18 protein-coding genes are annotated in these 20,116 nt (G+C 67.6%); 9 read left to right on the top strand and 9 right to left on the bottom strand.

What is annotated here, in order from left to right; genetic code table 11:
• Window positions 1–278 precede the first annotated feature (278 nt).
• The gene (locus ALIDE2_RS24580) at window positions 279–1,439 is read left to right on the top strand and encodes a plasmid recombination protein (RefSeq protein WP_081471091.1); all 1,161 of its coding nucleotides are present in this window, start codon (window positions 279–281) and stop codon (window positions 1,437–1,439) included.
• Between the two features lie 1,661 nt (window positions 1,440–3,100).
• Here the strand turns inward: ALIDE2_RS24580 and ALIDE2_RS16045 are convergent.
• Genes ALIDE2_RS16045 through ALIDE2_RS16030 form a run of 4 tightly spaced genes read right to left on the bottom strand, consistent with a single transcriptional unit; the run spans window position 3,101 to window position 6,244 of the window.
• A complete protein-coding gene (locus tag ALIDE2_RS16045) occupies window positions 3,101–4,447 on the bottom strand; it encodes a TolC family outer membrane protein (protein WP_013722579.1) in 1,347 nt (448 codons plus the stop codon).
• A gap of 16 nt (window positions 4,448–4,463) precedes the next feature.
• A complete protein-coding gene (locus ALIDE2_RS16040) occupies window positions 4,464–4,802 on the bottom strand; it encodes a rhodanese-like domain-containing protein (protein WP_013518446.1) in 339 nt (112 codons plus the stop codon).
• A gap of 18 nt (window positions 4,803–4,820) precedes the next feature.
• Entirely contained in the window at window positions 4,821–5,531 is a 711-nt protein-coding gene (locus ALIDE2_RS16035; protein ID WP_013518447.1) for a protein-L-isoaspartate O-methyltransferase family protein, read from the bottom strand.
• A gap of 50 nt (window positions 5,532–5,581) precedes the next feature.
• The gene (locus ALIDE2_RS16030; RefSeq protein WP_013518448.1) at window positions 5,582–6,244 is read right to left on the bottom strand and encodes a TetR/AcrR family transcriptional regulator; all 663 of its coding nucleotides are present in this window, start codon (window positions 6,242–6,244) and stop codon (window positions 5,582–5,584) included.
• A 148-nt stretch (window positions 6,245–6,392) separates the two neighbouring features.
• Here ALIDE2_RS16030 and msrA point away from each other — a divergent pair, with 148 nt between their 5' ends.
• The 6 genes from msrA (at window position 6,393) to ALIDE2_RS16000 (ending at window position 13,290) form a co-directional block, all read left to right on the top strand.
• Window positions 6,393–6,941, top strand: coding sequence for a peptide-methionine (S)-S-oxide reductase MsrA (gene msrA, locus ALIDE2_RS16025; protein ID WP_013518449.1), 549 nt, complete (start codon window positions 6,393–6,395; stop codon window positions 6,939–6,941).
• 24 nt (window positions 6,942–6,965) lie between these two features.
• Entirely contained in the window at window positions 6,966–7,349 is a 384-nt protein-coding gene (locus tag ALIDE2_RS16020; protein ID WP_013518450.1) for a hypothetical protein, read from the top strand.
• 172 nt (window positions 7,350–7,521) lie between these two features.
• On the top strand, window positions 7,522–9,573 hold the full coding sequence (locus ALIDE2_RS16015) for a TonB-dependent receptor domain-containing protein (RefSeq protein ID WP_013518451.1): 2,052 nt from the start codon (window positions 7,522–7,524) through the stop codon (window positions 9,571–9,573).
• Window positions 9,574–10,075: 502 nt separating this feature from the next.
• Window positions 10,076–10,948, top strand: coding sequence for a hypothetical protein (locus ALIDE2_RS16010; protein ID WP_013518452.1), 873 nt, complete (start codon window positions 10,076–10,078; stop codon window positions 10,946–10,948).
• A gap of 51 nt (window positions 10,949–10,999) precedes the next feature.
• Complete coding sequence (chrA, locus tag ALIDE2_RS16005) at window positions 11,000–12,220, top strand: chromate efflux transporter (protein WP_013518453.1); 1,221 nt, start codon at window positions 11,000–11,002, stop codon at window positions 12,218–12,220.
• Between the two features lie 131 nt (window positions 12,221–12,351).
• Window positions 12,352–13,290, top strand: coding sequence for an AEC family transporter (locus tag ALIDE2_RS16000; RefSeq protein WP_013722578.1), 939 nt, complete (start codon window positions 12,352–12,354; stop codon window positions 13,288–13,290).
• Here the strand turns inward: ALIDE2_RS16000 and pdxH are convergent, their stop codons facing one another.
• Complete coding sequence (pdxH, locus tag ALIDE2_RS15995) at window positions 13,291–13,944, bottom strand: pyridoxamine 5'-phosphate oxidase (RefSeq protein ID WP_013722577.1); 654 nt, start codon at window positions 13,942–13,944, stop codon at window positions 13,291–13,293. It lies immediately after the preceding gene.
• 16 nt (window positions 13,945–13,960) lie between these two features.
• Window positions 13,961–14,554, bottom strand: coding sequence for a gamma-glutamylcyclotransferase (locus ALIDE2_RS15990; protein WP_013518456.1), 594 nt, complete (start codon window positions 14,552–14,554; stop codon window positions 13,961–13,963).
• Between the two features lie 62 nt (window positions 14,555–14,616).
• Between ALIDE2_RS15990 and ALIDE2_RS15985 the strand changes: the two genes are divergently transcribed.
• A complete protein-coding gene (locus ALIDE2_RS15985; RefSeq protein ID WP_013518457.1) occupies window positions 14,617–15,138 on the top strand; it encodes an OmpA family protein in 522 nt (173 codons plus the stop codon).
• A 48-nt stretch (window positions 15,139–15,186) separates the two neighbouring features.
• Here ALIDE2_RS15985 and ALIDE2_RS15980 read toward each other — a convergent pair whose 3' ends face one another.
• Window positions 15,187–16,233 (bottom strand): DUF72 domain-containing protein, encoded by a 1,047-nt coding sequence (locus ALIDE2_RS15980; protein ID WP_013518458.1) that lies wholly within the window; start codon window positions 16,231–16,233, stop codon window positions 15,187–15,189.
• Window positions 16,234–16,638, bottom strand: coding sequence for a hypothetical protein (locus tag ALIDE2_RS15975; RefSeq protein WP_013518459.1), 405 nt, complete (start codon window positions 16,636–16,638; stop codon window positions 16,234–16,236).
• 92 nt (window positions 16,639–16,730) lie between these two features.
• Between ALIDE2_RS15975 and ALIDE2_RS15970 the strand changes: the two genes are divergently transcribed.
• Window positions 16,731–19,115 carry a Tex family protein gene (locus ALIDE2_RS15970; protein WP_013722576.1) on the top strand — a complete coding sequence of 795 codons (2,385 nt, stop codon included), beginning with the start codon at window positions 16,731–16,733 and terminating at the stop codon, window positions 19,113–19,115.
• Between the two features lie 15 nt (window positions 19,116–19,130).
• Here ALIDE2_RS15970 and ALIDE2_RS15965 read toward each other — a convergent pair whose 3' ends face one another.
• Complete coding sequence (locus tag ALIDE2_RS15965) at window positions 19,131–20,105, bottom strand: Bug family tripartite tricarboxylate transporter substrate binding protein (RefSeq protein WP_013722575.1); 975 nt, start codon at window positions 20,103–20,105, stop codon at window positions 19,131–19,133.
• Window positions 20,106–20,116: the final 11 nt, after the last annotated feature.

Below are 20,116 nucleotides of genomic sequence, written 5' to 3'. Positions count from 1 at the left end.
AGTGTCAAATAAAAATGCTACCGATAGGTGGCATTTTTTTTGGCATTCGGAAAGGAGTTTGAGGACAGGTCCTCAAGGTCCGGGCTTTGACTTTGCTTTTGGGAATCCAAAGGGGAACCCTTTGGCCTACGTAAACCCCGGAGCGCAGCGTAGTGGGTTTGCATAGTAGGCGATGTTCATGAAATGAACGTCAAAGGGGTTTGCTCTTGCCTTTCGGCATTTATGCGTTACGCTTTATATAGGGCAGGAGGCAAAAAGAACGATAAAAAGCCCGCAATATGGCATATAAAAACAAGAACGAAGTCAAGCCAATGTATGCATGCCTTCGCACCAAGAAAATCAGAAATAGGTACCACCTAGCAGGTGCCATGCGGCACAACCTACGGTTAAGAAAACAGAAAAATATCGATTCCTCACGTAGCGAGTTGAATCAAATTTTGGTCAATGACTTCGGCATTGACTGTACTTCGGGTGCGGAGTTCACTGCCAAATTGAACGAGCACTATCAGAAGTTGGGTATCAAGGAAAAGAAAAACAATGTGCTCGCCTTTGAATACTTTGCCATTGCTTCGCCTGGATTTTTTGAGGGGAAGTCAATCGAAGACATTGGGAAGTGGGCCGCTGATCAGGTCAAGTTCATGCGGAAAGAATTTGGTGATCAACTCAAATTCGGCGTACTCCACCTAGACGAAAAGACACCTCATATTCATTTTTTTGTGACCACTGAACAGAAGTCCATGAAGCGGTACAAAAATCAAAAGGGGGAGTTTTTTAAGGAAACCTGGTCATTGAGTTCTCGCCATATCAATCCAGAATTCCTTGCAGACCTGCAAACGAGGTTTGCAGAAAACAATAGCAAATGGGGATTGGTGCGAGGTCAAAAAGGTTCCAAGGCGAAGCACCAGGAAGCGGGTGATTACGAGTACACCATTCAAAAAGTTCAGCAGATTTTGGAAAGCAGTCCTGCATATGAGGAAAAATTCCGTGAACTCATAGGCGGAATTTATTTCACTTGGAAAGAGCGAATGTCAGAAGACATGCTCAAGAAAAAATTTTCTGAATGCGTTTTACCCCTAATAAAAGACATAAAACATGAGGCGGACATTTACAAGCAATTCTCCATGCTCAATTTCCAGAAGCTGCAAATGAAATTTTTCAAGGAAACCAAGGCTGTGGTCTTGGAGAGGGAAGAAATCAAAGAGGAGCGAAAGGAAATAGAAGCCAGAAGGGAAGTCTATGCAACCGCAATCAATGAAAAATTTGGTGATGCTGGCCTTGTCTTTCGTCTGCAAGACCAGTTGCTTAAAAAGGACGAAGAGTTGGCAACGGAGAGAAAGAAAAATGCGGAGTTGAGATCCAGACTCCGGCAGCGGTTTGAAAAATTCTTGGAGATTGCCAAAAATTTCCTTGGCGAGCCGCCAAAGCCAAAAATTTCCTAAAAACGTGCTCTTAAGTGGCCGCCGTCCGTTTATATTAACTTCGTTAATATCTACCCTACGGGTACAGATCTCTATTGATGGTTATTTATATAGATCTCTAGTATTGGATCTGTACTGTACTCTATATAGTCTACTTCGTAGACTAGTTTGTCTTTAAGCTTTACCGGCTTATCCGTCTTTCAGACTACTAAGCCCGGCAAAGCTCTGCTTAAAGGTCAACGAAATTGTTGCCCGAATAGCGGCTCTTACCAGGCCTAGAATATGTATGATTTATGAGCTTGGTCTAGCTGATAAAACACCTACATACCCGGCATGCAGTCATGTTATGTGCTGCAATATCTCGGTTCAGGAACATAACCCCCTGTAAACGTGGTCCGAGATTACTCTCACTTGTGCTCTGTTCACAACTCTTCTAGCACTTACCCTATAAAATTTTAGTTGGGCTGTAGGTCCGTCCAATACAGTATCGATCTATCGCTCTACAAAGCCCTATCGAATTTTGGTCAGGCTCAAGCAGTGAAGTTTATTAACGCGACTCTCTGCATTACGACTTATATCGGCTCCTACTGGCAATATTTACGAACATTGATGCCCCGTTAATAAAAATTGCCCCAGCGTTTTCACTGGAGCAATTCTTTTATATTCGGGGATTGACTTTTTCAATCGGCTGATTATATTTAGATTGCGCCTCGGAAACGCCTTCTTCTTATTTAAACAATTTTTCGGAATTGTCAAATCGGAGAAGATAGAAGCAAAAAAGCCAGTCAAACGACTGGCTTTTGCTATTCCATATCTAGGTGCTTGAAGAACTCGGACGGCTGCAAGTCCATGTAGGTCTATCGTTATTTCCAGTTTCGGTAGAATAAATTTCGCCATTTTCCGCCACGCACTTTCGTTTTCCAGTAAAACCAATTTAATGGGACAAGCGCAAGCAAGGCGACTTTGGAAGAAAATGTCACGTGAGCGTTTGTGGATACGTCACCATTGGCGTGCATTAGATAAACCCCCACAAACAAAGAAACCAGAACCCACAAGAGGACATTCAAAAGAGCCCATGTAACCATGTTGAAAGTTGTACGGCCCACGTCAAAATACAAGGTTGTTTTGTTCGGATCTTGCACGCTACCCCCAATTTTTAAGTTCGCGCGCTTACTTTGCCATTGGCATGGTCACTATACAAGTCCTATGTCGCTCAATCGCCGCTGGGCTCGTTGGAAGGTCTGCCGTTGGCATGTCCTAACGGAACAGGTGAGAAGGTTCAGGAGCTTATACCCCTAATACGAATAGGGTTAGTGTAGCACTTGGTGTAGCACTTTTTCGGGTAAAATAGGTCAACCTACAATGGGTTTTCGTAGAACAATCAATGGGTTGTAGCGCTTTTGGATTTACTCCCATCAGCCACCCCATAAACACTAGCTCTAGTGCTACGCAATATGTAGCAATGGGAAATTAAAAGGCCCTCGTGGGAAATCACGGGGGCCTTTTTGTTACAGAGAGCGACGTTTTGCCTCACGACTGCGCTCGTACACCCTGACCTGCTCAAGCGCCGCGGGCGGACGGTCGTGCTGATCGCGCACAGACCATCGGCCATCCGCCATGCGGATCCGGATCGCGTGGTGCCGCTCCTGGGCAGTTCCCGGGAGTGAGGTTCGGGCGTATGTCTACCGCGCCAGCAGCGTATCCACCGCCGCCACGTCGTCGGCCGTCAGCGTGCCTGCCGCCTGCTTCAGGCGCAGGGTGCCGACCAGCACGTTGTAGCGCGCGGTGGCCAGGTCGCGCTTGGTCTGGTAGAGCTGGCTTTGCGCGTTGAGCACGTCGATGTTGATGCGCACGCCCACCTTGTAGCCGAGCAGGTTGGCGTCCAGCGCGCTCTGGCTCGATGCCTCGGCCGCCTGCAGGGCGCCGACCTGGCTCAGGCCCGACTGCACGTTGAAGAAGGCGGCGCGCGCGGCCTGGGCCGCGGTGCGGCGGGCGTTGTCGAGGTCGGCGCGGGCCTTGTCCTCCAGCGACAGGGTTTCCTTCACGCGGTTCTGCACCGCGAAGCCCGCGAACAGCGGCAGGTTGAGCGCCACGCCCACGCTGGCCACGTTGGTGCGCGAGTGGATGCCGGGCATGAGCACGGTGCCGTTGGGCGTTCGCTGCACGCCGTAGCTGGCCTGCAGGTCCACCGTGGGCAGGTGGCCGGTCTCGGCCTTGCGGGTCTCCAGGCGCGCCACGTCCAGGGCCAGGGCGGCTTGGCGCACCTGCGGCTGCCGGTCTTCGGCGGTGCGCACCCAGTGGTCGACGTCCGCGGGCCGCACGCCGGGCAGCTGCACGGGCTGGGCCAGGGGCAGTGGGCTGGTGCCGGGACGGCCGACGATCTGGTCGAGTGCCAGGCGCTTGACGTGCAGGTCGTTTTCGGCGGCGATTTCCTGGGCGGAGACGAGGTCGTGGCGGGCCTGGGCCTCGCGTTCGTCGGTCACGGTGGCGGTGCCGACCTCGAAGTTGCGCTTGGCCGAGGCCAGCTGTTCGGCCACGGCGGCCTTTTGCGCGCGCACGAAGGCCAGGGTGTCCTGCGCGCCCAGCACGTCGAAGTAGGCCTGGCTCACGCGCACCAGCAGGTCCTGCTCGGCGGCGTCGCGCTGCGCGCTGGCCAGGTCGATGCCGCGCTGGCCCTGTTCGAAGCCGATGCGGCTGGCCGGGCGGTACAGGGGCTGGGATGCCTGCACGCCCAGGGTCTGCGTGGGGCCGTTCACGCCTACGCCGGGCAGGGGCGGGCGCGTCACGTCGTTGCGCGCGTAGGTCACGCCGCCGCTGAGCCCCGCGCTGGGCAGCAGGCCGGCGCGTGCCTGCTCGGCGCGGCTGGCGGCCGCCTGCAGCTGCGCCTGGGCGGCCTGCCAGGGGGCGTCATAGCCGCGGGCCAGTTCCACCAGCGCCGACAGGCTCTGCGCCTGCGCGGGGCTGGCCGCTGCGGCAAGGGCGGCGCACACCGCCAGGGATAAGCAGAGCAGCCGTCGGGGGGTGAGCATGGTCGGGCCGGGTCGTTCAATACCGCGGCACCGCCGGGTCGCATTCGTGCGACCAGGCATCGATGCCGCCGGTGATGTTGGCCACCCGGTCGAAGCCCTGGTGTGCCAGGAAGCCGGCCACGTGCAGGCTGCGCACGCCGTGGTGGCACAGGCAGGCGACGGGGCGGGCGGGGTCGAGTTCGGAGAGCCGCGTGGCCAGCTCGCCCATGGGGATGGCCGCGAGCTCGAAGCCCCGCGGCGTGACGCTGGCGGTCTGCAGCTCCCACGGCTCGCGCACATCCAGCACCAGGGGGCGGTCGCCCGCGTGGGCAGCGATCCAGTCGGCCAGCTGGGCCGGGCGGATGTGGTCGATCATGATGTGCAGGGGGCCGGGTCAGAACTTGAAGGGCGAGGGCTCGGGGAAGTTGCGCAGGCGCGGCACGACCACGTCCCAGGGCTGGCTGGTCTCGAAGCGCTCGCCGCTGCGGCGCACGAAGGTGGCCCGCATCATGGGCTGGTGGCCCACGTAGGCGCCCAGGCGGCCGCCGTCGCGCAGCAGCGCCAGCAGCTTCTGCGGCACCTCGGCCACGGAGCCGCTGAGCACGATCACGTCGAACGGGCCGTCGGGAATGGGATCGAGCGCGCCGTCGGCCTGGCGCACCTGGGCGTTTTCCACGCCGGCGCCGCGCAGGTTCTCGCGGGCGAATTCGGCCAGGTCGGGGTCGATCTCCAGCGACACCACGCGCTCGGCGCGGGCGGCCAGCAGGGCGGCCATGTAGCCCGAGCCGGCGCCGATCTCCAGCACGCGGTCGGTGGGCTGGACCTGCAGGTCGTGCAGCATGCGCGCGTCCACGCGCGGCTCCAGCATCACCTGGCCCAGGCGCTCGGCCTCCTGCGCGTCGGGGTTCAGGGGGATCCGCGTGTCGGTGAAGGCCGCGCCCTGGTAGGCGGGCGGGACGAAGTCTTCACGGCGCACGACGGACAGCAGCTCCAGCACGCCCGCGTCGAGCACGTTCCACGGACGGATCTGCTGCTCCACCATGTTGTAGCGGGCCTGCTCGACGGGATCGTGGATGTCGGCGGACGTGTTCAGGGGCATGTTCATGGGAGGTACTCCGGAAGGCTGACTGTGGGGAATCGGACAAACCCGCAATTTTAGGTCGGCCGCACGCACAGGCCCTGCAATACGTTGTCGGCCTGCAGGCGGATGTATTTTTCCGGTGAAAAACACTCCGGGTCGAGGATGCACAGCGACGGCGAGGGCTGCGAGATCGTCAGGAACATCAGCGGCGCGAGCACGCAGTAGACGGCGTGGTCCAGGTCGAGCGGGCGCAGCTCGCCACGGTCCATGCCGCGCTGCAGGATGCGGCGGATCAGCCGGTGGCCGGGCTCGATGACCTCGCGGCGGTAGAAGTCGGCGAGCTCGGGGAAGTTGTTGGCCTCGCTCAGCATGAGCTTGCCCAGGCCCGCTGCCTTGGTCGAGCCCACGCGCTCCCACCAGGTCTGGAAGCAGTACTGCACCAGCTCGCTGCTCGTGCCTTCGTAGGCTTCGAGCTCCAGGTCCCATTCGGCGAAGCGCCCGGCGATGTTCTTGCGCACCACGGCCTTGAACAGCTCTTCCTTGCTCGGGAAGTAGAGGAACAGCGTGCCCTTGGACACGCCGGCGCGCGCCGCGACCTCCTCCACGCGCGTGGCGGCGAAGCCTTTTTCCACGAACAGGTCCAGCGCCGCTTCCAGCAGCTCGCCCGGGCGCGCTTCCTTGCGGCGGCCGCGCCGGGGGGCTTCGGGCTGGTCGGGAAGGGAGGGGAGGGCGTTCATGGAGTTACTGACTTGCCGGTTAGTAATGACGGCGACCGCATGGTAGCGACCGCGCGGCCCACGTGTCAACGCGCAGCGTTCGCCCGGCCATGGGCCTGGATATGGGTTCCTTCCTATCATGTGCGCCCGTGTTTCAAGGAGTGTGCCCATGTCTTCGCAATTGCAGACCATCACCCTGGGCGGCGGCTGTTTCTGGTGCACCGAGGCCGTGTTCGACCGCGTGCGCGGCGTGACCGACGTGCAGAGCGGCTACGCCAACGGCCATGTGGCCGCGCCCACGTACGAGCAGGTGTGCTCGGGCGATACGGGCCATGCCGAGGTGGTGCGCGTTACCTTCGACCCGGCCGAGATCGGCGTGCGCGAGATCCTCGAAATCTTCTTCGCCATCCACGACCCCACCACGCCCGACCGCCAGGGCAACGACGTGGGCACGCAGTACCGCAGCGGCATCTACTACACCGACCCCGCGCACAGGCAGGTGGCCGAGGACCTGCTGCGCGAGCTGGAGCAGGGCGGCCAGTGGGGCGCGCCCGTGGTGACGCAGCTGCAGGAGCTGAAAAGCTACTGGCCGGCCGAGGACTACCACCAGGACTACTTCGCCAACCACCCCGACCAGGGCTACTGCGCCTTCGTCGTGGGGCCGAAGGTGGCGAAGTTCCGCAAGACCTTCGCGCGCCACCTGAAGCCCGGGGCCTGAATCCTGCGCTATCCTCCCGGGCCCATGCTGCGCCCACCGCACCCCCACGCCCTGCCGCTGCTGCGCCGCCGCCTTGCGCTGGCGTGGCTGCTGCTGGCGCTCGTGCTCGCGCCCACGCTGGGCCGCATGCACCAGGTGCTGCACCTGCCCGGCGGCGCGGCCCCCCAGGCGCACGCGCATGGGGCGGAGCGGCAGGCGTTCGACGCGCTGCACGCCCTCTTTGCCGGCCACGGCAACGCCGACTGCCAGGTGCTGGACCAGCAGACGCTGGTGGGCGCCGCGCTCGGCCATGCCCCGGCGCTGCTGCAGGCCCAGCCGCAGCTGCCGCCCGCCTGCGCGCCCGCGCCCGCGCCCGGCACGGGCGGCGCGGCGCCGTTCCACGCGCGCGCCCCGCCGCCGCGCGCCTGAGGCAGCCCCCGCCTCATGCGGCCGCCGCATCGCGCGCCGGCCCGATCAGTTCCATTTTGATAGCTGCCAGCGCTTGCTGAATAAGCGCTTGTGGCGTTTTTCATTGAAATTCCAGTGCGGCCGCGCGCGACCTGTGCGTGCGCGCGCGCCGCCTCTTTGAACGAATCCATCCATGAATTCCTTTGCTTCTTCCCCGCGGGCGCCCGGCGCCCGCCATCCGCTGGCCTGGGCCGTGCTGCTGAGCCTGGCCGGCGCCGCGCCCGCCTGGGCGCAGGCCGAGGCCAGCCTGCCCGAGGTCACCGTGTCCTCCAGCGGCCTGCAGCTGGGCGCGTCGGAGATGACGCAGCCCGTCTCCGTGCTGGAGGGCGACGAGCTGGTGCGCCGGCGCGAGGCCACGCTGGGTGAGACCCTGGAGGGCGAGCCCGGCATCACCGGCAGCCACTTCGGCGCGGGCGCCAGCCGCCCCGTGATCCGCGGCATGGACGGCGCGCGCGTGCGCGTGCTGTCCGATGGCTCGCAGCTGCAGGACGCCTCTACCGTCAGCCCGGACCATGCCGTGGCCGCCGAGCCGCTGCTGGCCACGCAGGTCGAGGTGCTGCGCGGCCCCTCGGCCCTGGCCTACGGCGCCGGCGCCGTGGGCGGCGTGGTGAACGTGCTGGACGGCAAGGTGCCCACGGCCATCCCGCAGAAGGGCTACGAGGGCAGCGCCGAGCTGCGCGCCGGCAGCGCCGCGCGCGAGACGGCCGGCGCCGTGGCCCTGACGGGCGGCGCCGGCAACGTGGCCGTGCACGTGGAGGCCGCGGGGCGCGACGCGGGCGACTACCGCGTGGGCAGCGGCTGGGCCGGCGGCAGCCGCGTGCCCGGCAGCTTCAACCGCACCGATACGGGCAGCGTGGGCCTGTCGTGGGTCGGCAGCCGCGGCTACCTGGGCATGGCACTCACGCGCCAGAACGCCAAGTACGGCCTGCCGGGCCACGACCACGGCTTCGAGGGCTGCCACACCCATGGCGACCACCTGCACTGCGGCAGCCACGACGGCCACGACCACGACGACCATGACCATGGCGACGTGCCGGTGGTGGACCTGCGCAGCGAGCGCATGGACGTGCGCGGCGAGTTGCGCGACCCGTTCGCGGGCTTCGCCGCGCTGCGCCTGCGCGCGGGCGTGACGGACTACCGGCACGACGAGGTGGAGGACGGCGCCGTCTCCACCGCCTTCAGGAACAAGGCGCATGACCTGCGCGTGGAGCTGCAGCACGCGCCCGTCGCGGGCCTGCGCGGCATGTTCGGCGTGCAGACCGCGCAGCGCAGGTTCAGCGCCGTGGGCGAGGAGGCCTACGTGCTGCCCACGCTCACGCGCCAGTGGGGCGTCTTCGTGCTGGAGGAATACCGCATCGGCAACCTGCGGCTGGAGGGCGCGCTGCGCCACGACCGGCAGACGGCTGAGCTGGAGGACGGCACGGACCGGCGTCGCCACGGCGGCACCTCGGCGTCGCTGGGCGCCGTGTGGCGCTTCGCGCCCGGCTACGCGGCGGGCATCAGCCTCACGCGCGCCAGCCGCGCGCCCACGGCCGAGGAGCTGTACGCGCGCGGCCTGCACATGGCCACCTCCACCTACGAGCGCGGCGACGCCGGCCTGCGCGCGGAAAGCTCGCGCAACATCGACCTGAGCCTGCGCAAGACCAGCGGCGACACCACCTTCGACGTGACCGTGTTCCGCAACCGTATCCGCGACTACATCTACGGCCGCACGCTCGACGAGCACGACGGCCTGCAGCTGCTGCAGTACGCCCAGGCGGACGCCACCTTCACCGGCATCGAGGGCCGCGTGCGCCAGCGTATCACGCCCCGCCTGGGCGTGACGCTGTTCGGCGACAGCGTGCGCGCGCGCCTGGACGGCGGCGGCCTGCTGCCGCGCATCGCGCCCATGCGGGCCGGCCTGCGCCTGGACGCCAACTGGCAGGCCTGGGAAGGCCAGGTGGAATGGGTGCAGGTGGCGCGCCAGGACCGCGTGGCGCAGTTCGAGACAGCCACCCCGGGCTACGGCATGCTGAACATGGGCGTGGCCTACAACGGCCGCACCGGCGGCGGCATGCCCTGGCAGCTGTACCTGAAGGCGCGCAATCTGACTGGCCGCCTGGCCTACGCCCACACCTCGTTCATCAAGGACGCGGCGCCGCTGGCCGGGCGCAACGTGACGCTGGGCGTGCGCGTGTCGTTCTGACTAGGGCCTGTTGACGCTATGGGAGGCAACCCGAAGGGAAGCTCATGACAGCCCGCCCCTCGGCGTTGCGCTCCTTGTGCGTGCACACGCACGCACTGCGTCGCGCGCTTTGATGGGCGGGCTGTCATGAGCTTCGCGACCCCTTCCATAGTGTTAACAGGCCCTCAAGACCGTGCGCCGCCGTGCGACAAGCTTGTCGCCGGCGGGCACGGCTGCTAGCATGCCCGCCCTATGTCCCGTCCCGCCTCCGTGTCCAGCACCACCCCGCGCAGCGTGGGCGGCGCGGCCGTGGCGCGCGAGATCTGGCCATACAAGCCGGTCGCACATTCCCCCGCCCGGCGATAAAGCACCCCTTCCCCTTTCCATCAGCGCAGAACCACCATCGCCGGGCATCCGCCCTGCGCTGCGGTGGACTGGCGCTGCCCCACGCGCGCCCACCGGGTCACAAGGACCATGCGCCCGCGCTGCGCATGGCGCCACCATCCAAGGATTGGAGCGTCGCATGGAATTCACCAAGCAGTTTCTCCGGGCCAAGAACCCCTGCGCCAACGGGTTTCGCTGGTTCGTGCGCCACGTCGAGGACGGCGTGGGCTACCAGCAGGCGCTGGACCAGCTGGTCGCAGCCGGCCGCGTGGACGATGCGCTGTGGCTGCTGGGCCAGTTCGGCCCCACGAACGCCGTGCTGCGCGCGGACGGCCTGGAGGCCGAGGCCGTGGTGTTCGCCGGCACCGTGCAGGTGCGCGGCGGCATCGATGTGGACGGCGTGATCCACGCGGGCCGCTCCATCCACGCGGGCGGCGGCATACGCGCGGGCGGCGCCATCGTGGCGGGCGAGGACATCCGCGCGGGCGCCAGCATCCGCGGCCAGGGCCGCCTGCACTGCGGCGGCGACCTGCGCGCGGATTGGGGTGTGGAGGTGCAGGAATCGCTGCACTGCGGCGGCGAGCTGCGCGCCGCGTGGGACGTGGTGTGCGGCGGCGCGCTGGAGGTGGGCGCTGGCGCCTTCGTCGGCCAGGACCTGACCGTGCACGGCGACATGGCCTGCGGCAAGGGGCTGCGCGTGGGCGGCCACCTGAGCGGCGCGGGCAGCCTGCGCGCGGGGCAGGGGATCGTCGTGGGCGGCGCCATCGGCGGCGTGATGCACCTGGAGGCCGGCTGGGGCATCAAGGCCGGCGAATCCATACGGGCCAACGGCGCCATCAAGGCGGGCGAGAGCCTGTGCGCGCGCGAGGACATCCGCGCGGGCGATGGCTACGGCATCTTCGCCGGCCTGAACGTGCAGGAGCCCGCCTGGGAGGACTGCGCCCAGGTCTGGGCGCAGCGGCTGCCCGCGGGCCTGCGCAGCGGCGTGTGGATGGGACCCAGCGCCATTTGAATAGAGCGGGGGGCCCGATACTCGGGGAGTTTGTCGCCAGCCCCCGTGTCCATGCCCCCGCCCCCATCAAACCCGGAAACCCGCCACGCATCGGCCTGGGCGGTGTTTGCCATCTTCCTGCGCCTGGGCCTGACCTCGTTCGGCGGGCCCGTCGCCCACCTGGGCTATTTCCGCCAGGAGTTTGTCGCGCGCCGCCGCTGGCTTCCAGAAGACGCCTACGCCGACCTGGTGGCGCTGTGCCAGTTCCTGCCCGGCCCGGCCAGCAGCCAGGTGGGCATGGCCCTGGGTCTGCGCCGGGCCGGCTGGGGCGGCGCGCTGGCGGCCTGGCTGGGCTTCACGCTGCCGTCGGCCCTGGCGATGGCGCTGCTGGGCCTGGGCCTGGTGGCGGGCCAGGGGCTGGTGCCCGCGGGCGTGCTGCATGGGCTCAAGGTGGCCGCCGTGGCCGTGGTGGCGCAGGCCGTGTGGGGCATGGCGCGCGGCCTGTGCCGGGGGCCGGCCCGGCTGCTGCTGATGGCGCTGGCTTGCGCGCTGGCGCTGCTGTGGCCGGGCGTGGCGGGGCAGGTGGGCGCCATGCTGCTGGCGGCGCTGGCCGGCCTGGCGCTGTGGGGCCGGGGTGGCGCCGCGCCGGTGCCGCCCGTGCACGACGAGCCCGTGGGCGTGCGCGCACGCACGGGCGCGCTGCTGCTGGCGGCTTTCGCCGCCCTGCTGGTGCTGCTGCCCCTGGCGGCGCGTGCCTGGCCGCAGCCTGCGCTGCTGCTGGCCGATGCGTTCTACCGCGCCGGGGCCCTGGTGTTCGGCGGCGGCCACGTGGTGCTGCCGCTGTTGCAGGCCGAGGTGGTGGCCACCGGCTGGGTGGCTGCGGACGAGTTCCTGGCCGGCTACGGCCTGGCGCAGGCCGTGCCGGGGCCGCTGTTCAGCTTCGCCGCCTTCCTGGGCGCGGCGGCGCGCAACGGCGCAGGTGGCTGGCCGGGGGCGCTGGTGTGCCTGGCGGCCATCTTCCTGCCGGCATTCCTGCTGGTGGCGGGCGCGCTGCCGTTCTGGGAGCGCCTGCGCCACGACGTGCGCGCCCGTGCGGCGATGTCGGGCGTGAACGCGGCCGTGGTGGGCCTGCTGCTGGCCGCGCTCTACCGCCCGGTGTGGACCAGCGCCATCCACGCCCCGGCGGACCTTGCCCTGGCGCTGGCCGCCCTTGCGGCACTGGCATGGGGGCGCGTGCCGCCCTGGCTGGTGGTGCCGCTGTGCGGGGCGGCGGGCCCGTGGCTGCTGCGCTGATTCAAGGTCAAATCTCCCTGTAGCGCCCGGCTGGCAAGCGCTGGCAGCTATCGAATGAAAAGCAGCGGCCCGGCAGGCGGCGGCGCCTGGCCCTACACTTGCGGCCCGCTGCCTTCCGACATTCACGCGCCTTGCTCTCCTCCATCCTCGTTCCGCTGGTCCCCGTCATCCTGTGCATAGGCACGGGCTATCTCATCGCCCGCGTGGGCTGGGTGCGCGCCGCGGCGGTGCCGGACCTGTCCAACATCCTCTTCCTGCTGCTCACGCCCGCGCTGCTCTTTCGCACCATGGGGCAGGTGCACCTGCAGGAGCTGGACTTCCGGCCCGTGGGGCTGTATTTCGCATCGGCTGCGCTGCTGTTCGGGGCCACGCTGGCCTGGGCGCCGTTCACCACGGCGACGGCGGCGCGGGCGCTGGCGCACACCTTCAGCAACACGGTGATGATCGGCGTGCCGCTCATCAGCCTGGTCTATGGCCCCGCGGGGCTGGTGGCGCTGTTCACGCTGGTCTCGCTGCATTCGCTGGTGCTGCTCACGGCCGCCACGCTGGTGTTCGAGCTGGCGCAGGCGCGCGCGGGCGCCGATGACGGGCATTCGATGGCGCGCACGGTGTGGCAGGCGGTGCGGGGCAGCATCGTGCATCCGGTGCCGCTGCCCATCCTCGCGGGCCTGCTGTTCGCGCAGACGGGCCTGCCGCTGCCCGAGGTGGTCGACAAGCCGCTGCAGATGCTGGGCGCGGCGCTCGGGCCCATGGCGCTGCTGCTCGTGGGCATCGCGCTGGCGCACACGCGCATCGGCGCGCACTGGCGCGGCGCGCTGCGCATCGCGGCGATCAAGAACCTTGTCATGCCCTCAACCCTGGCCGCGCTGGCCTGGGCGCTGGGCCTCTCGGGGCCGGCCGTGGCGGTGATGTTCACCGCGTCTGCGCTGCCCGTGGGCGCCAACGTGCTGTACTTCACGCAGCGCTACGGGGTGATGCAGGAGGAGGTGTCGTCGGCCATCGCCATCTCCACGGCGCTGGCGCTGGCGACCGTGCCGCTGGCGCTCGCGGCGGCGCGGCTGTTCATGTGATCAGGGGGCCAGGCGCTCGCGCACCCAGGCGCCGCCTTCCAGCCGGTAGCGCAGCCGGTCGTGCAGCCGGCTCTTGCGGCCCTGCCAGAACTCCCACTGCTCGGGCTTGAGGCGGTAGCCGCCCCAGTGCGGCGGGCGCGGGGGCTTGAGCAGAAACTGCGCGCCGTACCTGGCGGCGTTGGCCACGAGCACGCCGCGGCTGGCGATCACCTGGCTCTGCGGGCTGGCCCAGGCGCCTATGCGCGAGTCGAGCGGGCGGCTGTGGAAGTAGGCGTCGCTTTCCTCGTCGCTGACCTTCTCCACGATGCCCTCGATGCGCACCACGCGTTCGAGCTCCACCCAGTGGAACTGCAGCGCGGCATAGGGATTGCCCGCGAGCTGGCGGCCCTTGCGGCTGTCGTAGTTGGTGTACCAGACGATGCCGCGCGCGTCGTAGCCCTTGATGAGCACCACGCGCGTGCTCGGGCGCAGGTCGCTGCCCACGGTGGCCACGGTCATGGCGTTGGGCTCGGGCACCTGGGCGGCGACGGCTTCCTGCAGCCATTGGTCGAATTGCTGCAGCGGATCGGCGTGGGAGGCGTCTTCGCTGAGCTCGGCGCGCTCGTAGCTCTTGCGCAGGTCGGCGATGGAGGAGGAGAGGGGGCTGTGGCTCATGCGCCGATTGTGCCCCTCAAGCGTGCGGCCGCGACAGGGCCAGCAGGCGCGCCAGCGCCCGGTCGTGGATGCCCAGGCGCAGCAGCTCGGCGTGGGTGGCCTCGGCGTAGTCGCGCGTGGTGCCGTAGATGCCGCTGGCCTGCGCGAAGATGCGCCGGTATTCCTCGTCGGCCAGCACGCCCGTGTGGCTGGGGCTCTTGCGCGAGAGGGTGAAGGCCAGGGCGCGCACCGGGCCGGCGGGGGTGCGGCAGTCGAGCCAGCGCGGGTCGTACACGCCCAGCACCATCTCGCGCTGCCACAGGTTGACCATGACCTGGCGGGCATGGGCCTGCTCCACGCGGAACACCATGCCGCGGCAGCTTCCGCCCGAAAGCATGCCGAACACCAGGCCCGGGCATTCGGGCGTGCCGCGGTTCACGCGGCTCCACATCTTGAGCGCCCGGTGCCAGCCGTGCACCTTGGCGGCGCGGCGCTCGGCGAAGGGGAAGTCCGGGCGCCAGATCAGCGAGCCGTAGCCGAAGATCCACAGGTCGCACGCGCCGCCCCATTCTTCGAGCGTGCGTTCGAGCATGGGGGCGGGATCGCGCAGGGGGGCGGCAAGCGCAGGCATGGCGAGACTCTACAATCGACGGGTTTTGTCCAACGCACGGATTATTCACGGGAGTCTCCATCATGTCCTTCAGCAGCTCCGACGACGACAGCCAGCAGCGCTTCGCACTCGGGTTCCTCTTCGCCCTCATCGCCCTGGTGGTGTCCACCGTCGTGGGCGTGGTGGTCTACAAGCGCGGCATCGCGCACGCGCCGGCCAAGGCGCCGGCCGCCGCCGTGGTGACGACAGCGGTCGAAGTGGTGGCCGAAGACGCTGCCAGCGTGGTGGTCGAGGGCGGCGTGGTGAAGTTCTTCTTCGCCAGCGGCAAGGCCGACCTGGCCGCGGGCGCCAGCGAGGCGCTGGCCGAGGCGGTCAAGGGCGTGCTCGAAGGCGGCAAGACGGCCGTGGTCTCGGGCTTTCACGATGCGACGGGCGACGCCGCGGTGAACGCCGAGCTTTCCAAGCAGCGCGCCCTGGCCGTGCGCGACGCGCTCAAGGCGCTGGGCGTTCCCGAAGAGAAGGTGGAGCTCAAGAAGCCCGAAGTCACGCAGGGCAGCGGCAGCAATGCCGAGGCGCGCCGCGTCGAGGTGATGCTGGCGCCCTGACGGCCCATTCCCACGCGCGCACGAGAAACCCGGCATTGCCGGGTTTTTTTATTGGGCGGCGCCCAGTGCGGCCACCTGCTCGGCCAGCCGGCGCACCGTGAGCGGCGCGCAGCCCTCGGCATGGTTGCTGATGGTGACGTAGGCGTTCTGCCCGCGCCCGCACACGCCGGCGAGCGTGCGAGCGAGCAGCGCATGGGTGTCCGGATCGGGGTGGTGGATGCGGTCGTAGGGGGCGTACAGCTTCTGCGCGTCCTCGTAGCCGTGGGGGCCGTGCACGGGGTGCAGGTTCCAGCGGCATACCAGCGGGCCGGGCCACAGCAGGCGCAGGAGCGGCAGTTGCTCGGCCAGCGGCGGCAGGCGCGCGTGCAGGCCCAGGCAGTAGGTGGCGCCGCTGCTCCTGAGCACGTCGGCGAAGTGCCCCATGTGTTCGGGCGCCAGCCACTCGGGGTCGCGCACCTCCACGGCCAGCACGGCGTCCGGCTGGCCCAGGGGCGGCTGGGCCTGCAGCAGGGTGCGCAGGCGCTCCAGCACCTCGGGCAGGCGGTCGAGCAGGCGCCAGGGCAGGGGACTCAACTGGAACACCAGGGCGCCGGTGCGTGCGCCCAGTCCTTCGAGCGCGGGCGCCACGAACTCCTGCGCGGCCAGCTGCGGGTTCAGGAAGGCCGGGTTGGGCTCGCGCGCGCGTCCATCCTCGCTGCGCACGAGAGCGTCGGCGACCAGGCTGGGCGCCTTGACGACGAAGCGGAAATCCCCCGGCACCTGGGCCGCGTAGCGCGCGTAGTCGCTGGCCGTGAGGGGGCGGTAGAAGCTGCGGTCGATGCTCACCGTGCGCAGCAGCGGGTGCCTGGCGTAGACGGGCAGGCCCTTTTTGGCCAGTGTCTGCTCGGAATGCGCACTCTCCCACACCAGGCCCTGCCAGCCGGGGTAGCTCCACGACGAGGTGCCCAGGCGCAGCCGGGGCGGCAGCCTGGCGGCCAGGGCGTGCAGGTCGCCGCCCCAGGTGGCGGGGTGCACGCCGGTGCGGCGCGCGGGGGCTTTATCGGGCGCGGCCGGGGCCGAGGGCGGCGGCGGGCCGCCGAACAGATCGTCCTGCACCTACATCCCCTCGAACAGGCCGCCCTCGTCGAGCAGGCCGTAGGCGATCTCGGGCCGCCGCTCCATGCTTTTGCGGATGGCCTCGGGAATGGCCTTGCGCGTCTTGCGGCACAGGCCCGGCTGCGCGTGCACGAGGATGGCGATGCCGCGCAGCGTGCGCACTTCATGGGGGCTGGCGGTGATGGACAGGCGCACGCCGAGCTGCTCGAACAGGCGCTGCTCCATGTGGCGCAGGTCGGCCAGGCTCGTGAGGTTCTCCAGCCGCTGCACCAGGCGCTTCTCCTCATCGCGCGTCAAGCGCAGGATGCGCACGTCGCCGCCGGGCGCGCGCATGAGCGCGTCGCGTTCGCATACGCAGCTGCCGGGCGGGCATTCGGTGCGGATGGGAAAGGGCTGGGCGGACATGGCTGGCGTTCGATTATGGGGCGGCCGCCACGGGTGCGCCGGGCCGTATGGCAAACTCCCGCGCTTCGTTTTCCCTCGCGTTTTCCAGGCACATGCAGCAGATCGTCCGGCAGTTGGCCGCAGAAATCAAAATCACCGAAACCCAGGTCCTGGCCGCCGTGGAACTGCTCGATGGCGGCGCCACCGTGCCCTTCATCGCGCGCTACCGCAAGGAGGCCACGGGCGGGCTGGACGACGTGCAGCTGCGCGAGCTCGAAGCCCGCCTGTCCTACCTGCGCGAGCTGCAGGAGCGGCGCGTGGCGGTGCTCAAGGCCATCGACGAGCAGGGCAAGCTGACCGCGCAGCTCCGCGCGCAAATCGCCGCAGTGCCGACCAAGCAGGAGCTGGAGGACATCTACCTGCCGTTCAAGCAGAAGCGCCGCACCAAGGGCCAGATCGCCAGGGAGTTCGGCATCGAACCGCTGGCCGACAAGCTGCTGGCCGACCCGACGCTCGACCCGCACGAGGAGGCCAAGGCCTTCTGCCAGCCCGCGACGACGCTCGACGACGGCAAGCCCGGCCCTGATTTCTCGACCACCTTCGCCGTGCTCGACGGCGTGCGCGACATCCTCTCCGAGCGCTGGGCCGAGGACGCGCAGCTCGTGCAGTCGCTGCGCGAATGGCTCTGGGCCGAGGGGCTCTTGCGCAGCAAAAAGGTGGACGGCAAGAACGAGAACGACCCCGAGGTCGCCAAGTTCCGCGACTACTTCGACTACGACGAGCCCATCGGCCGCGTGCCCTCGCACCGGGCGCTGGCGGTGTTCCGCGGCCGGGCGCTGGAGATCCTGGAGGCCCGGCTGGTGCAGCCGCAGGAGCCCGAGCCCGGCCAGCCCAGCCTGGCCGAGGGCCGCATCGCCCTGCACCTGGGCTGGAGCCACCAGGGCCGCAAGTGCGACGACCTGCTGCGCAAGTGCGTGGCCTGGACGTGGCGCGTGAAGCTGTCCCTCTCCACCGAGCGCGACCTGTTCTCGCGCCTGCGCGAGGAGGCCGAGAAGGTGGCCATCAAGGTCTTCGCCGACAACCTGCGCGACCTGCTGCTGGCAGCCCCCGCCGGCCCCAAGGCCGTGATGGGGCTGGACCCCGGCATCCGCACGGGCGTGAAGGTGGCGGTGGTGGACGCCACGGGCAAGCTGGTGGAGACCGCCACCGTCTACCCGCACGAGCCGCGCCGCGACTGGGACGGGAGCCTCGCCGTGCTGGGGCGCCTGTGCATGAAGCACGGCGTGCAGCTCATCGCCATCGGCAACGGCACGGCCAGCCGCGAGACCGACAAGCTCGCGGCCGAGCTCATAAAGTTAATGCAAAAACAGGCTCCAGCGCAGACGGGGCAAGCGCCTATAGCTATCGAAAAGGTAGTGGTGAGCGAGGCCGGCGCCTCGGTGTATTCGGCCAGCGAATACGCATCCCAAGAGATGCCCGACGTGGACGTGAGCCTGCGCGGCGCGGCCAGCATCGCGCGGCGCCTGCAGGACCCGCTGGCCGAGCTCGTGAAGATCGACCCCAAGAGCATCGGCGTGGGCCAGTACCAGCACGACGTGAACCAGGGCGAGCTTGCGCGCACGCTGGGCGCCGTGGTGGAGGACTGCGTGAACAGCGTGGGCGTTGACCTCAACACCGCCAGCGTGCCGTTGCTCTCGCGCGTTTCGGGCCTGTCGGGCAGCGTGGCCAAGGCCGTGGTGCGCTGGCGCGAGCAGCATGGCGCGTTCAGGAGCCGCAAGCAGCTCATGGAGGTGGGCGGCCTGGGCGCCAAGACCTTCGAGCAGGCGGCGGGCTTCCTGCGCATACGCGGCGGCGACAACCCGCTGGACATGACCGGCGTGCACCCCGAGACCTACCCGGTCGTCGAGCAGATCATCGTGAAGACCGGCAGGCCCGTGCAGGAGCTGATGGGCCGCGCCGAAGTGCTCAAGGCCCTGAAACCCGAGCAGTTCGCCAGCGAGCGGTTCGGCGCCATCACCGTGCGCGACATCCTGGGCGAGCTGGAAAAGCCCGGCCGCGACCCGCGCCCGGACTTCAAGGTGGCGCGCTTCAACGAGGGCGTGGAGGAAATCACCGACCTGAAGGAGGGCATGGTGCTCGAAGGCACGGTGAGCAACGTGGCCCAGTTCGGCGCCTTCGTGGACCTGGGCGTGCACCAGGACGGGCTGGTGCACGTGAGCCAGCTCGCGCACAAGTTCGTTCAGGACGCGCGCGAGGTGGTCAAGACCGGCGACATCGTGAAGGTCAAGGTGCTGGAGGTGGACGTGGCGCGCGGCCGCATCAGCCTGAGCATGAAGCTGGACGCCGCGCCCGCGCGCCAAGGACATGAAAGGGGCCCGCGCGAGAACCGCTTCGAGGGGGCAGGGCGCGGCTATGCCCAGCCGCAGCGCCGGGGCAACGACCCGGCGCCGCAGTCGGCCATGGCATCGGCGTTCGCCAAGCTGCAGGGCCGCAGATAGGCAGCCACGGATTCCTTACTGCACCGTGGCGCCCGATGCCTTGACGACCTTGGCCCAGCGCTCCATCTCCTGGTGCACATAGGCGTTGAACGCCGCGGGGTCTGTCACCTGGGCCTCTGCCCCCATGTCGGCGATGCGCCGCAGCACTTCGGGCTGGGTGAAGATCCGCACCATCTCGGCATGCAGCTTGTCCACCACGGGCCTGGGCATGCCCGCAGGGCCCATCAGGCCGAACCAGGAGCGCACGTCGAAACCGGGCACGGTTTCGGCAATGGCCGGCAGGTCGGGAAACGCGGCATTGCGCCGGGCGCTGGTGACGGCCAAGGCGCGGAGCTTGCCGGCCCGGATGTTGGGGGCCGCGGCGGGCAGGTTGTCGAACATCAGGTGGACGTGGCCGCCGAGCAGGTCGTTGGTCGCGGGGGCCGCGCCCTTGTAGGGGACGTGCTGGTACTTGACGCCGGTGGCCATGCGGAACATTTCGGCGGAGAGGTGCTGCGACGTGCCGTTGCCGGACGAGGCGAACACCAGCGTATCGTGCGTTCGCGCGTACTGGATGAACTCCGCCAGCGTGGTCACGGGCAACGAGGGGTGCACGACGAGCACGTTGGGAATGGAGACGAGGTGCGAGATGAAGGTGAAGTCCTTCACGCTGTCGTAGGGCAGCTTGCCGACCAGGCTCGCATTGATGGTGTGGTTGATGGCGCCCATGAGCAGGGTATGCCCGTCCCCGCTGGCTCGCGCGACGACCTGCGTTCCGATGACGCCGCCGCCGCCCGCGACGTTTTCCACGACCATGGGTTGCGGCCAGGCAAGGCTTGCCTGATGGGCGACCAGGCGGCCGATGATGTCGGTGGCTCCGCCCGCCGCGGCGGGCACGATCAGCCGTATGGGCTTGCCGGGGTAGGTGGCTTGCGCGCCCGCATGGAGGGCGGGCATCGTGCCTGCGGCGGCGATGGCTTGCAGCAGGCGGCGGCGCGTAAGGGGAATCATCGGTCGTCTCC

This window comes from Alicycliphilus denitrificans K601 (assembly GCF_000204645.1).
Lineage (GTDB): Bacteria > Pseudomonadota > Gammaproteobacteria > Burkholderiales > Burkholderiaceae_C > Alicycliphilus > Alicycliphilus denitrificans.
This window is presented reverse-complemented; position numbering and strand designations above follow the sequence as displayed.

What these genes read in the sequence shown, in the direction of transcription:
- ALIDE2_RS24580 (WP_081471091.1), top strand. Translation starts at nt 279, where the DNA reads ATGGCATATAAAAACAAGAACGAAGTCAAGCCAATGTATGCATGCCTT.
- ALIDE2_RS16045 (WP_013722579.1), bottom strand. Translation starts at nt 4,447, where the DNA reads ATGCTCACCCCCCGACGGCTGCTCTGCTTATCCCTGGCGGTGTGCGCC.
- ALIDE2_RS16040 (WP_013518446.1), bottom strand. Translation starts at nt 4,802, where the DNA reads ATGATCGACCACATCCGCCCGGCCCAGCTGGCCGACTGGATCGCTGCC.
- ALIDE2_RS16035 (WP_013518447.1), bottom strand. Translation starts at nt 5,531, where the DNA reads ATGAACATGCCCCTGAACACGTCCGCCGACATCCACGATCCCGTCGAG.
- ALIDE2_RS16030 (WP_013518448.1), bottom strand. Translation starts at nt 6,244, where the DNA reads ATGAACGCCCTCCCCTCCCTTCCCGACCAGCCCGAAGCCCCCCGGCGC.
- msrA (WP_013518449.1), top strand. Translation starts at nt 6,393, where the DNA reads ATGTCTTCGCAATTGCAGACCATCACCCTGGGCGGCGGCTGTTTCTGG.
- ALIDE2_RS16020 (WP_013518450.1), top strand. Translation starts at nt 6,966, where the DNA reads ATGCTGCGCCCACCGCACCCCCACGCCCTGCCGCTGCTGCGCCGCCGC.
- ALIDE2_RS16015 (WP_013518451.1), top strand. Translation starts at nt 7,522, where the DNA reads ATGAATTCCTTTGCTTCTTCCCCGCGGGCGCCCGGCGCCCGCCATCCG.
- ALIDE2_RS16010 (WP_013518452.1), top strand. Translation starts at nt 10,076, where the DNA reads ATGGAATTCACCAAGCAGTTTCTCCGGGCCAAGAACCCCTGCGCCAAC.
- chrA (WP_013518453.1), top strand. Translation starts at nt 11,000, where the DNA reads ATGCCCCCGCCCCCATCAAACCCGGAAACCCGCCACGCATCGGCCTGG.
- pdxH (WP_013722577.1), bottom strand. Translation starts at nt 13,944, where the DNA reads ATGAGCCACAGCCCCCTCTCCTCCTCCATCGCCGACCTGCGCAAGAGC.
- ALIDE2_RS15990 (WP_013518456.1), bottom strand. Translation starts at nt 14,554, where the DNA reads ATGCCTGCGCTTGCCGCCCCCCTGCGCGATCCCGCCCCCATGCTCGAA.
- ALIDE2_RS15985 (WP_013518457.1), top strand. Translation starts at nt 14,617, where the DNA reads ATGTCCTTCAGCAGCTCCGACGACGACAGCCAGCAGCGCTTCGCACTC.
- ALIDE2_RS15975 (WP_013518459.1), bottom strand. Translation starts at nt 16,638, where the DNA reads ATGTCCGCCCAGCCCTTTCCCATCCGCACCGAATGCCCGCCCGGCAGC.
- ALIDE2_RS15970 (WP_013722576.1), top strand. Translation starts at nt 16,731, where the DNA reads ATGCAGCAGATCGTCCGGCAGTTGGCCGCAGAAATCAAAATCACCGAA.
- ALIDE2_RS15965 (WP_013722575.1), bottom strand. Translation starts at nt 20,105, where the DNA reads ATGATTCCCCTTACGCGCCGCCGCCTGCTGCAAGCCATCGCCGCCGCA.